Genomic DNA, 11,882 nt, shown 5'->3' with positions numbered 1-11,882 from the left:
CATCCTTCTGCACGAAAGGGGCGTCAGATGCCCCTGCGGTAGGCGGCCGGCGTCGTCCCGAGCCGGGTGCGCATCACCCGCGTCAGGTGCTCCTGGTGGGTGAACCCGCAGCGCACGGCGATCTCCGGGATGCTCAGGCCCTCCGCGCGCAGCAGGCGGCAGGCCTGCTCGACGCGCAGGCGCATGAGGTAGCGATGCGGCGGTTCGCCTGTCGCGGCCTTGAACCGGCGGGTGAACTGGCTGACGCTCAGCGCCGCGGCCGCGGCGAGGTCGGTGAGCGGGATCGGCTCGGCCAGCCGCTCGGTCATGAGCTCCTTCGCCGCGGCGAGCTGGTGCTCCGACAACCGCCCGTTGTCCCGCCGCGTGCGGGCCGGGCTGTAGTGGTGCGCGAGATGTGCGGCGAACAGGCCGGTCAGATGGTCGACGTAGGTGCGCGCGGCCGGCTCCCACTGCCGGACCACGCCGTCGAGGGTGAGCATCAGCTGCTCGACGAGCGGGTCCGCGGTGCCCAGCTCCTCGTTCAGCTCCCCCGGCAGGGCCTTGGCCGAAAGGTACGCGTGCACGGTGTCGAGCGGGCCGCCCAGCTCGACGGTCAGGTCCCGGCCTGCCGGATGCATGAAGAGCCCGCCCGCCTGGATCCGGCGGACCTGGTCACGCCCGCGGCGCACGGTGACCGGGCCGCCGAGATGCAGGATGACCAGGTGTGTGCCGGCCGCGTCGAAGCTCGCCCGGTACGGGGTCTCCGACTGGGTGGAGACGTAGAGGTCGGACCAGCCGAGGCCGGCGCTGGACCGGTCGGGCCGCACCCACGGCAGGCGCAGGATGCCGTTCGTGTCGGCCAACCCCAGCTCGGCCACGTCGACCTCCTCCGCGTCGAGGTACCACGAGTCTAGAGCGCGGAAGGTGCCGAGTCAGTGTCCTCGTCCTGACCGGCCACAGAAACCCCGCACGCCCAACCACCCCGCCACGGCGACCCCGGCAACGGCAGCCAAGATGGCCGCGCCCGGCCGCCCCCTTACCCCGATTCCCGCGTCCTGAACGATGAAAGATCGGGGTGGGGCGGCCCACCTCGCGCTCCGCGCGAGGTCCCCGGCGGCAGCCCGCGAAGGTCGGCGGTTATCCGCGCCTCGTCACGGTCTTCATAGTTCACACTGCCGTTCGACCGGCCAGGGCGCCGGCGCCGGTGGTTGCGCTCGATGGCGTATCCGAGAAGGGCCAGGACCGCGAGGAAAACAATCAGGTTCGTCATGGCACCAATTGTTCGCGCACCCATTCCTGCCAACAGTGGCAGATCTGACCAACTACGATAAGATCCTGCCATGCTCAAAACAGTCGCCGTGGTGCTGGTGGACGACCTCGCGCCGTTCGAGTTCGGCGTCATCTGCGAGGTGTTCGGCATCGACCGCACCGAGGACGGCGTGCCGAGGTTCGAGTTCCGCGTCTGTGGCGAGCGCCCCGGCGAACCGCTCGCCACCTCGGTGCCCGGCGTCCAGATGACCCCGGCCTTCGGGCTGGACGGGCTCGACGGCGCGGATCTGGTCGCAGTGCCCGCCGCGACCATCCGCGAGGAGTACCCGCCCGCGGTGCTCGACGCGCTCCGGAAGGCCGCCGCCCGCGGCGCGACCCTGCTGTCGGTCTGCAGCGGCGCCTTCCTCCTCGGTGCCGCCGGCCTGCTCGACCGCCGCCACTGCACCACGCACTGGCACAGCGTCAAGGATCTCGAGGACCGCTTCCCCGAGGCGAAGATCGACCCGGACGTGCTGTTCGTCGACGAGGGCGACCTCATCACGAGCGCGGGGACGGCCGCCGGGATCGACGCCTGCCTGCATCTCGTGCGCCGGGAGCTGGGCTCCGCCGCCGCGACCGCGATCGCGCGCCGGATGGTGGTGCCGCCCCAGCGCGACGGCGGCCAGCGGCAGTTCGTGGAGCTGCCGATGCCCGAGTGCACCGGCGACAGCCTGCAACCCGTGCTCGCGTGGATGTTGGAGCACCTCCCCGACGAGCACACCGTCACCTCTCTCGCGCGCCGGGCGCAGATGTCCGAGCGCACGTTCGCCCGGAGGTTCGTCGCCGAGACGGGGACGACGCCGCACAAGTGGCTGTCGACGCAACGGGTGCTGCACGCACGCGCCCTGCTCGAGGAGACCCAGCTGAGCGTCGAGGAGATCGCGCGAGAGTGCGGTTTCGGGACCGCCGCCCTGCTCAGGCACCATTTTCACCGCGTGGTGGGCGTCTCACCGCACGACTACCGGCGGACTTTCGCCCCCGTTTGAGGCATGCTGGCGGCCGTGGCTCATGACGTGGACGCGGTACGCAAGCACTTCCCCGCGCTCGAAGAGGGCGCCGCGCACTTCGACGGCCCCGGCGGCTCCCAGGTCCCGGACGTGGTCGGCGAAGCGGTCGCCTCGGCGCTGGTCTCGGCGATCGCCAACCGGGGCAGCGTGACCAAGGCCGAGCGGCGCGCCGAGGAGGTCGTCGCTGGTGCGCGAAAGGCCGCGGCGGATCTCGTCGGCGGTGCGCCCGGCGGCATCGTGTTCGGGCGCAGCACGACCCAGCTGACCTACGACTTTTCCCGCGCACTGGCCAAGAACTGGGGGCCCGGTGACGAAGTCGTGGTGACGCGTCTGGACCACGACGCGAACATCCGGCCGTGGGTCCAGGCCGCCGAGGCCCGTGGCGCCACCGTGCGCTGGGCGGACTTCGACCCGGCCACCGGCGAACTGCCCGTCGACGCCATCGCGGGTCTGCTCACCGACCGGACGCGGCTGGTCGCGGTGACCGCCGCGTCGAACCTGCTCGGCACCCGGCCCGACCTGCCCGCGATCACGGCGAAGGCGCACGAAGCGGGCGCACTGTGCTATGTGGACGGTGTGCACCTCACGCCGCACACGCCCGTCGACGTCGCGGCGCTGGGCGCGGACTTCTTCGGCTGCTCGCCGTACAAGTTCCTCGGCCCGCACCTCGGCCTCGTCGCGGCTTCCCCGGCACTGCTGGAAACCCTGCACCCGGACAAGCTCGCGCCGTCGACGGACGCCGTGCCCGAGCGCTTCGAGCTGGGCACGCTGCCCTACGAACTGCTCGCCGGAACCACGGCGGCCATCGACTTCCTCGCCGGGCTCGCGCCGGGCGAGGGGACCCGCCGCGCGCGGCTGCTCGACTCGATGCGCGCCCTGGAGGAGTACGAGGACAGCATGCTGCGCCTGCTCGACGACGGCCTCGCCGAGATCCCCCGCGTCACGCGGTACGGCTCACCAACCCGGCGCCGCACGCCGACCGTCCTGTTCTCCGTCGAGGGCGTGCCGTCCGCGGACGTCTACCGCGGCCTCGCCGCCCGCGAGGTGAACGCGCCGGCGGGCAGCTTCTACGCGATCGAATGCTCCCGTCACCTCGGCCTCGGCGACACCGGCGCGGTCCGCGCGGGCATCGCCCCTTACACGAACGAGAACGACGTGCACCGCCTCCTCGAAGGTGTGCGACATGCATAGTCGAGACGTGAGCACTGTGCATTTCGCCCGATGACGTCCCGGGGACCGGCGGTTACGGTGGTCGGAACACTCCCCCGGATAAGGAGGTCGGCATGGCCTCGTCTGTCGGTGTCGACGACTACGCGCTCACCAGGGTGCCCGAAAGCGCCCGCTACTCCTGGTGGTCGGTCGCTGTCCAGCGGTTCGGCCAGGTCTCCGCACTGTCGCAGTTCCTGCTCGGTGCCACCGTCGGCTTCGGGATGGCCTTCTGGCAGGCGTTCCTCGCGTTCACGCTCGGCTCCGTCATCCTCGAGCTGATCATGATCCTGGTCGGCGTGATGGGCATGCGCGAGGGCCTCTCCACCTCGATGATCGCCCGCTGGACCGGGTTCGGCCGCGGCGGGTCCGCCCTGATCGGGCTGGCCATCGGGATCAGCCTCATCGGGTGGTTCGGCATCCAGTCCGCGGTGTCGGCGCAGGGCCTCGTCCAGCTCATCGGCGTACTGCCGGAATGGGCCTGGGCACTGGTGTTCGGCCTGATCGTGACGGCGATCGTGATGCGCGGCTTCCACTCCATGGCGTGGACCGCGTACCTGACCGTGCCGGCCTTCCTGATCCTGGTCGGCTGGTCGATCATCTCCGAGCTGACCCGGCACGACGTGGGCGCGCTCGTGGCGTCGGCCCCGCCCGGCCCGCAGCTGACCCTGTTGCAGGGCACCACCCTCGTCGCCGGCGGGTTCATCGTCGGCGCGGTGATCACGCCGGACATGACCCGGTTCAACCGCAGCGCGGCGGACGTCGCGAAGCAGACGCTGGTCGGCGTGACGCTCGGCGAGTACGTGATCGGGATGGCCGGCGTCCTGCTGGCCCATGCGGTGAAGTCCTCGGAGATCACCACGATCGTCACGTCCTCGGTCGGCTGGATCGGCATCCTCGTGGTCGTCGCCGGCACCATCAAGATCAACGACTGGAACCTCTACTCCGCCGGGCTCGGCGTGGTGAACTTCGTCGGCACGGTGTCGGGCAAGCGGCTCAACCGCGCGGTGGTGACCGGCGTCCTGGGCCTGGCGGGCAGCGTGCTCGCGGCGGCCGGGATCCTCGACGCGTTCACCGACTTCCTCACCGTGCTGGGCGTCGCGTTCCCGCCGATCGCCGGGATCATGGTCGCCGAGTACTTCGTGGTGAAGCGCTGGCGCGGCGACCTGGAGACCGCGCGTGCCGCGGGCACCGTGCCCAGGGACGCGCCCAGCTGGGTGCCCGCGACGATCGTCGTCTGGCTCGCCGCGGCGCTCATCGGCAGGTTCGTCGAGTGGGGCCTGCCCAGCATCAACTCGCTCGTGGTGGCGTTCGTGCTCTACGTCGTCGCCGGAAAGCTCGGCCTGGTGCGCGGGGTCGGCATGAGCCGTACCGCCGACACCGAACCGGCCGCGGCCCTGTAACCAGCAAGGAGAATCCCTGTGCGCATCGGCATCGACGTCGGCGGCACCAACACCGACGCGGTCCTGCTCGACGGCCGGGAGGTGCTGGCGGAGATCAAGACCAGCACCACCGAGGACGTCACCTCCGGCATCGTCGCCGCGATCGACGGCCTGCAACAGCAGCGGGCGTTCGATCCGGCCGCGGTGCAGGCGGTCATGATCGGCACCACGCACTTCATCAACGCGCTGGTGGAGGCCCACCGCCTGGCCCCGACCGCCGCGGTGCGCCTCAGCCTGCCCGCGGGCGCGTCCCTGCCGCCCATGGTGGACTGGCCGCAGCGCCTCGTCGACGCGATCGCCGGGCGCAGCTACCTCGCGCACGGCGGCCACGAGTTCGACGGGCGGCACATCTCCGAGCTGAACGCCGACGAGCTGCGCAGGGCGGCTGAGGACATGGGCAACGCCGGGGTGCGCAGCGTCGCGATCACCTCGGTGTTCTCGCCGGTCAACGCCGAGTTCGAGGCACAGGCCGCGGAGATCATCAGCGCCGAGCTGCCGGACGTGGCGATCTCGCTGTCGCACGAGATCGGCCGGATCGGGTTGCTGGAGCGGGAAAACGCTACGGTGATCAACGCGGCGCTGCGCGAGCTGGCCGCGCACATCGTGGACGGGCTCGCCGCGTCCGTCACCGGCGCCGGCATCACCGCGCCGCTCTACCTCAGCCAGAACGACGGCACGCTGATGGACGTCGACTTCGCGCGCCGGTACCCGGTGGCGACGTTCGCCTCCGGGCCGACCAACTCGATGCGCGGCGCCGCCGTGCTGTCCGGTCTGGACACCTGCGCGGTGGTCGACGTCGGCGGCACGACGAGCGACGTCGGCGTGCTGCGGCAGGGGTTCCCGCGAGAGGCGACCACGGATGTCAGCGTCGCGGGGATCCGCACGAACTTCCGGATGCCCGACGTGCTGTCCATCGGCATCGGCGGTGGCAGCCGGGTGCGCCCGGAAGGGGTCGGCCCCGACTCGGTCGGGTACGAGCTGACCTCGAAGGCGCTGGTGTTCGGCGGGGACACGCTCACCGCCACGGACATCGCGGTCGCCGCGGGCCGCGCCGAGATCGGCGACCCCTCGCTGGTCGCGCATCTCGGCCGCGACCTCGTGCAGGCGGCGCTCGACCGGATCGCGGGCGACGTGTCCGACGTGGTCGAGCGGATGCGGACCTCCGCCGAGCCGCTGCCGGTGGTGGCGGTCGGTGGCGGGTCCATCCTGTTGCCCGACAAGCTTTCCGGCTCCGGCGAGGTGCACCGCCCCGACCACTTCGCCGTGGCGAACGCCATCGGCGCGGCGATCGCGCAGATCGGCGGCGAGGTCGACCGGGTGTACGCGATCGAACCGGGCCGCCGCGACGCGGTGATCGACGAGGCCAAGCAGGAGGCGGTGGACCGCGCGATCGCGGCGGGTGCCAGTCCGTCCAGTGTGGACATCGTGGACTTCGACGAGGTCCCGATCCCCTACCTGCCCGGCAACGCGACCCGCATCCGCGTCAAGGCGGTCGGCGACCTGCAGCTGGGGTCGGCGTCATGAAGGAGCTGACGCATGACCATCTGGACGACGTGGCGCGAGGGGCGGCCATCCTCGGCACCGGCGGCGGTGGCGACCCGTACATCGGGCGTCTCCTGGCCGCCGCGGCGGTGCGCGAGCACGGGCCGGTTCCCCTTGTGGCGCTGGAAGAAGTCCCCGACGACGCGATGGTCCTTCCCGTCGCGATGATGGGCGCGCCCACGGTGATGGTGGAGAAGCTGCCCTCGGCCGAGCAGGTCGGGCTCGCCGCCCGGACGCTCGCCGGGTACCTGGGCAAGGAGCTGACGCACATCGCGTGCGCCGAGGCCGGCGGGGTCAACTCGCTCATCCCGGTGGTGGCGGCCGCGCAGCTGGGCCTGCCGCTGGTCGACGCCGACGGGATGGGCCGCGCGTTCCCGGAGCTGCAGATGGTGTTGCCGACGATCTACGGCGTCCGCGCGACCCCGATGGCGTACGCCGACGAGAAGGGCAACCGCGGCGTGCTCGACACGGTGGACAACCACTGGGCCGAGCGGCTCGCGCGTTCGGCGGCCATCGACATGGGTTGCTCGTCCGCGATCAGCACGTTCGCGATGTCGGGAGCACAGGCCCGAGAGTCGATGGTGCCCGGCACCTTGAGCCTGTGCGCGGAGCTGGGCAGGCTCGCCCGCTCGACGAAGTCGGTCGCGGCGGTGGTCGAGCGGCTCGGCGGGCGGACGTTGTTCACCGGGAAGGTGATCGACGTGGCGCGGCGCACCCAGACCGGCTTCGCGCGCGGCGAGGCGCGACTGTCCGGAATGGACGATGACGCGGGGCGCGAGCTGGTGCTGCGCTTCCAGAACGAGCACCTGGTCGCCGAGCGCGACGGCGTCGTGCTGGCGTCGGTGCCGGACCTGATCTGCGTGCTGCACACCGAGACCAGCGAGGCCGTGACCACGGAGCTGCTGCGGTTCGGCCAGCGGGTCACGGTGATCGCCGCGCCGGCGGACCCGCGCTGGCACACCGAGGCGGGGATCGAGCTGGCCGGCCCGCGGTACTTCGGATACGACATCGACCCGGTGGGAGTCACCGCGTGAGTTGGCAACTGACCGAAGACCACCTCGAAGACCTCGCCCGTGGCGCGGCGGTGCTGGGCACCGGCGGCGGTGGCGACCCGTACGTCGGACGGCTGCTGGTGCGGCAGGCGATCCGCGAGTTCGGCCCGGTCACCATCCTCGACCCGGCCGAGCTCGACGACGACGCGCTGGTGATCCCGACGGCGCAGATGGGCGCCCCGACCGTAGTGTTCGAGAAGCTGCCCAGCGGGCGCGAACCCGAAACGGCGTTGGCGGCACTGGAAAAGCACCTCGGCGTCAAGGCGGCGGCGACGATGCCGATCGAGTGCGGCGGGATCAACTCGATGATCCCGCTCGTCGTCGGCGCCCGGACCGGGCTGCCCGTGGTGGACGCGGACGGGATGGGCCGGGCGTTTCCCGAGCTGCAGATGGAGACCTTCGGCGTGTACGGCGTGCCGGGGTCGCCGATGGCGGTCGCGGGCGAGGGCGGCGAGGTCACCGTGATCGACACCGGCGCCGACAACCGGCGGATGGAGTGGATCGCGCGCGGGGTGACGATCCGGCTCGGCGGGGTCGCGCACATCGCGGAGTACTCGATGCGCGGCGCGGACGTCAAGCGCACCGCGATCCCGAACACGCTCACCCTGGCGCTGAAGGTCGGCCGGGCGATCCGCGAAGGACGGGGCAAGGACCCGGTCGCGCAGCTGGCGCAAGCGCTTTCCACGACCCTGTACTCGAACCTGCGGGTGCTGTTCCGCGGCAAGATCTCCGACGTCGAACGGCGCACGGAGGCCGGTTTCGCGCGTGGCCGGGCGGCGGCGGTGTCCTTCGACGGCGAGCACAAGCTGGAGCTGGAGTTCCAGAACGAGAACCTGGTGGCGCTCGTCGACGGCGAGGTGAAATGCCTCGTGCCGGACCTGATCTGCGTGCTGGAGTCGGAGTCGGCGGAGCCGATCACCACCGAGACGCTGCGCTACGGCCAGCGCGTGACGGTCGTGGGCATCTCGACCCCGGACATCATGCGCACACCCGAGGCGCTGGCGACCTTCGGCCCGGCGGCGTTCGGCCTGCCGTACGCGTTCGAGCCCGTCGAGGCTAGGTTGTGTTCATAAGCGGCCGAGCCGCTTGCGCCTGCGCCGTCAGCTTGCACCGCCGCGGGTTTGAATCGAGGCAGCCGCGCGGAGCGTGCCGGTTGAGGGTGGTGGTGGGCCGGCGGGTGGGCGGCTCATCGAGAGGACAGCGCCGACGTGGTGACCTGGCGGTCACGAAGAGGCGATCCCACAGCGAGGGGCCGCCTCAGGTTCCGCCACCCGCACCGGCCCGCAAGTCACCTCTGACAGTCCCTAGGTGAGCCAGCGATCGAACCAGGCGCACGCTCCGGTCGCGCAGGTCGAGCAGCCACAACCGGTCGGGAGCCACGTGCCGGCCGCACACCCGGATGTCCTGGTCCTCCCGGTGTTCAGGGGCGATCAGGACGACCAGATCGGGGTCGGCCAGCGGGCGGCAGTCGCTGATCCCGGCCTCCCAGCGGGTCAGCACCTCGGCCTCTCCGGTGAGCCACACCCGGTACAGCTGACCGGCCAGGACGAAGACCGACCGCGAGTCCGGCGCCCATCTCGGCGCGCGGTACCGCCCGCCGCCGGCCAGCTGCCGGGGCGGCTCGCTCCCGTCCACCGCGGCGAGCCACAGCTCGTCCTCGACGAGCAGGTAGGCGACCCACCGGCCGTCCGGGACAGCACGGGGCCGGTCGGCACGCGCCCGTCCACGATCATTTCCGCCGTCACGGACATCTGTTCGTCTACCGTCGTCACGAGTGCACTGTGCCAGGTATGAGGCGGTTCCATGAAGATCACGGCCCAGGACGTCCCCGCGCTGGAACGCGGGGTCGCGCTGCTCGGCTCGGGAGGTGGCGGCGACACGATCACCGCCGCGGCTCTGCTGCGCAAACGCTTGCCTGCCGCCGTGACCCCGGTCGGCGACCTGCCCCCCGAGGCGAAGGTCGTCCCGGTCGGGGTCGTCGGCGCCACGGCGGTGTTCACCGAGAAGCTGCCCGGCGGTGACGAGGTCGCCACCGCCGTCGCCGCGATCGAGCGGTGGACCGCGGAGCGGGCGGACGCCCTCATCTCGATCGAGGTCGGCGGCCTCAACGGGCTGCTGCCGATCGTCGCCGCGCACGAGCTGGGTCTGTCCGTTGTGGACGCCGATCTGTCGGGACGTGGCCTGCCCCGCCTCGACCAGCTGTCGGTCGCCACGGTGGGCCGCGGGCTCGCGCCCGCCGTGGTCGCGGAACCCAGCGGGCAGGTGCTCGTGCTGGCGACCGGCTCCGACGCGACGATCGAGCGCACCGCCCGCGCCTTCCTCGCCAGCTCCAGCGGCTGGGCCATCCTGGCGCTGGCCCCGATCCCCGCCTCGGCGCTGCCGGCGGCGGCGGTCCTGGACACGGTCAGCGGAGCGCTGGAGCTGGGCCGGCGGGTGCTCGCGCTCGGCGAGAGCCCGGACCCGGCGGCGCTCGCAGCGGCGATCAGGGGTGAGGTGCTCGCGACCGGCCGCGTACTGGAGGTGTCCCGGCGCGTCGGGCCCGGCGAGCACGGCCGCCCCGGCTTCGGTCGCGGCAGCGTCACGCTGACCGACCACCGCGACGGCTCGTTGCTGCGGCTGGAGATGGAGAACGAGTACCTGCTCGCGTTGCGCGACGGGCACGCGGTCGCCTCGACCCCGGACGTGCTCACGGTCGCCGACCGCCGAACGTGCGTGCCGATCAGCTGCGACGCGATCCGCGAGGGCGTGGAGGTCGCGGTGCTCCGGCTGCCGGCCGCTTCGTTCTGGACCGATCCGCGGCACCTGCCGGTGCTCGGACCACGCGCGTTCGGGATCGACACCGAGCCGGTGCTGCGATGAACCTGCGCCGCCTGCTCGCCGTTCCCGATTGGGCAAACGCCGTCCGTGTCCTCGCCGGTGGCGCGCAGCTCGACCGTCCTTTGCGGACAGTGCGGGCCACGCTCGACCCCGGGCATCTGCCGGCCCCCGGTGAGCTCGTGCTCGTCGCCGGGCCGGTGTCCGCGACCGACTGGCGGATCGACGCGCTGCTGCGGCGCAGCGCGGACGCCGGCGGTGCCGGGGTGCTGCTGCCCGGGCTCGCGCCGCTGACCGGCACGCGGCTGCTCGCCGACCGGCTCGGCATGCCGTTGCTGGTCACCGAGGCCGATCCGCTGGAGCTACTGGTGACCGCCCGGCTGCACCTCGCCGAACCGGACCTCGACCAGGCGCAGCTGGTGATGGCGACGCAGCGCGCGCTGGGCGATCGGCCGCAGTCACCGGAGGACGTGGTCACCGTGCTCCGGGACCTGCTGCGTTCCCCCGTCGCGCTGCTCGACGACCGTGGCCGGCCGTTCGCGGGCGAGCTCGCCGACGCCCGGCTCGTCCGGGTCGACGAGCCGGTGGCGCAACGGATCGACCTCGACGACGGCGTGCTGCTCGCCCATCCCGCGCTGCGTCCCCGCCCCGGCCTGTGGGTCGCCGCGGCGCTCAAGGGCACGGCGGCGGCGCGGGCGGAGATCGTGCCGCCCGCGCTGGCGGTCGCCGCCGGCGCGGTGCAACGGTGGCTGCTGGCGAACCGGCTGGAGCTGGAACGGGACGCCCGCTCGCGGGCCGCGCTGCTCGGTGACCTGCTGCGCCTGGACGCGGAGCCCGGTGCGGACCTCCGCCGCCGCGTCGCGGACGCGGGCTGGCGGCTCGGCGGATGGCACATCGGTCTCCGCATCGGTGCTTCATCCACAGTGGACACAGTCGCGCGGACCCGTGAGGTGGTACGGGCGCTCGGCGCCGAGGACACCGTGATCGTCGAGCACGGCGAGGGCTGGACCGGCTGGCTGACCCTCGACCAGGAGCCGACGGCCGCGCGGGTGCGGAAGCTCGCGGCCCGCCTGCGCGCGGCGCACCAGGGCCTCGGCCGGACACTCGGCACGCACATGGGAGTGGGGCGCCCGCACCCCCGCCCGGAGGGGCTGGCGACGACGATCGCGGAGGCGACCGATGCCGCGCGGCTCGCCGCGACCAGGCCGGAGGCCGGGCACTTCCTGCACGTCGACCAGCTGGGGATGGCGCAGCTGCTGCTCGAATGGACCCGCACCGACACCTTCGAGCCCGCGGCCCGCGCACTGGTCGCCCCGCTGCGGCAAGCGCCCGGCGACCTGGTGCGCACCCTGGCGGCCTACCTCGACGCGGAGTCCTCCCTCGCGGAGACGGCCGCGGTGCTGGGGGTGCACCGCAACACCGTCGCCGCCCGGATCGCCCGCGTCGAGCAGCTGCTGGACGTGGACCTGGGCCGCCGCGACGAACGGCTCGCGCTGCACCTGGCCTGCCGCATCGTGACGATGGGGGACTGA

10 protein-coding genes are annotated in these 11,882 nt (G+C 72.5%); 8 read left to right on the top strand and 2 right to left on the bottom strand.

Annotated elements, in window-relative coordinates:
• Positions 1-23 precede the first annotated feature (23 nt).
• Positions 24-857: an AraC family transcriptional regulator gene (locus LWP59_RS06375; RefSeq protein WP_144639748.1), complete on the bottom strand. Its 834-nt coding sequence runs from the start codon at positions 855-857 to the stop codon at positions 24-26.
• A 462-nt stretch (positions 858-1,319) separates the two neighbouring features.
• On the opposite strand from LWP59_RS06375, the gene LWP59_RS06370 reads away from it, so the two are divergent.
• From LWP59_RS06370 to LWP59_RS06345, 6 genes are all read left to right on the top strand, one after another.
• Entirely contained in the window at positions 1,320-2,273 is a 954-nt protein-coding gene (locus tag LWP59_RS06370; protein WP_144639746.1) for a GlxA family transcriptional regulator, read from the top strand.
• 3 nt (positions 2,274-2,276) lie between these two features.
• Positions 2,277-3,485, top strand: a complete 1,209-nt coding sequence (locus LWP59_RS06365) for a cysteine desulfurase-like protein (protein WP_222425571.1) — start codon at positions 2,277-2,279, stop codon at positions 3,483-3,485.
• Positions 3,486-3,577: 92 nt separating this feature from the next.
• A complete protein-coding gene (locus LWP59_RS06360) occupies positions 3,578-4,903 on the top strand; it encodes a purine-cytosine permease family protein (protein WP_144639742.1) in 1,326 nt (441 codons plus the stop codon).
• An 18-nt stretch (positions 4,904-4,921) separates the two neighbouring features.
• Complete coding sequence (locus tag LWP59_RS06355) at positions 4,922-6,466, top strand: hydantoinase/oxoprolinase N-terminal domain-containing protein (protein WP_144639740.1); 1,545 nt, start codon at positions 4,922-4,924, stop codon at positions 6,464-6,466.
• Positions 6,463-7,518, top strand: coding sequence for a DUF917 domain-containing protein (locus LWP59_RS06350; protein WP_144639738.1), 1,056 nt, complete (start codon positions 6,463-6,465; stop codon positions 7,516-7,518). Before LWP59_RS06355 ends, LWP59_RS06350 begins: the two co-directional genes overlap by 4 nt.
• Positions 7,515-8,609: a DUF917 domain-containing protein gene (locus LWP59_RS06345; RefSeq protein WP_144639736.1), complete on the top strand. Its 1,095-nt coding sequence runs from the start codon at positions 7,515-7,517 to the stop codon at positions 8,607-8,609. Before LWP59_RS06350 ends, LWP59_RS06345 begins: the two co-directional genes overlap by 4 nt.
• A 184-nt stretch (positions 8,610-8,793) precedes the next feature.
• Here LWP59_RS06345 and LWP59_RS06340 read toward each other — a convergent pair whose 3' ends face one another.
• Complete coding sequence (locus LWP59_RS06340) at positions 8,794-9,171, bottom strand: hypothetical protein (protein ID WP_144639735.1); 378 nt, start codon at positions 9,169-9,171, stop codon at positions 8,794-8,796.
• A gap of 168 nt (positions 9,172-9,339) precedes the next feature.
• Between LWP59_RS06340 and LWP59_RS06335 the strand changes: the two genes are divergently transcribed.
• Positions 9,340-10,395 carry a DUF917 domain-containing protein gene (locus tag LWP59_RS06335; RefSeq protein WP_144639733.1) on the top strand — a complete coding sequence of 352 codons (1,056 nt, stop codon included), beginning with the start codon at positions 9,340-9,342 and terminating at the stop codon, positions 10,393-10,395.
• Positions 10,392-11,882, top strand: coding sequence for a helix-turn-helix domain-containing protein (locus LWP59_RS06330; protein WP_144639731.1), 1,491 nt, complete (start codon positions 10,392-10,394; stop codon positions 11,880-11,882). The genes LWP59_RS06335 and LWP59_RS06330 overlap by 4 nt, the downstream gene beginning before the upstream one ends.

The sequence above is a fragment of the Amycolatopsis acidiphila genome (genome assembly GCF_021391495.1).
Taxonomy (GTDB): Bacteria; Actinomycetota; Actinomycetes; order Mycobacteriales; family Pseudonocardiaceae; genus Amycolatopsis_E; species Amycolatopsis_E acidiphila.
This window is presented reverse-complemented; position numbering and strand designations above follow the sequence as displayed.

Coding starts and splice junctions, on each gene's coding strand:
- LWP59_RS06370 (WP_144639746.1), top strand. CDS start 1,320: ATGCTCAAAACAGTCGCCGTGGTGCTGGTGGACGACCTCGCGCCGTTC.
- LWP59_RS06365 (WP_222425571.1), top strand. CDS start 2,277: ATGCTGGCGGCCGTGGCTCATGACGTGGACGCGGTACGCAAGCACTTC.
- LWP59_RS06360 (WP_144639742.1), top strand. CDS start 3,578: ATGGCCTCGTCTGTCGGTGTCGACGACTACGCGCTCACCAGGGTGCCC.
- LWP59_RS06350 (WP_144639738.1), top strand. CDS start 6,463: ATGAAGGAGCTGACGCATGACCATCTGGACGACGTGGCGCGAGGGGCG.
- LWP59_RS06335 (WP_144639733.1), top strand. CDS start 9,340: ATGAAGATCACGGCCCAGGACGTCCCCGCGCTGGAACGCGGGGTCGCG.
- LWP59_RS06330 (WP_144639731.1), top strand. CDS start 10,392: ATGAACCTGCGCCGCCTGCTCGCCGTTCCCGATTGGGCAAACGCCGTC.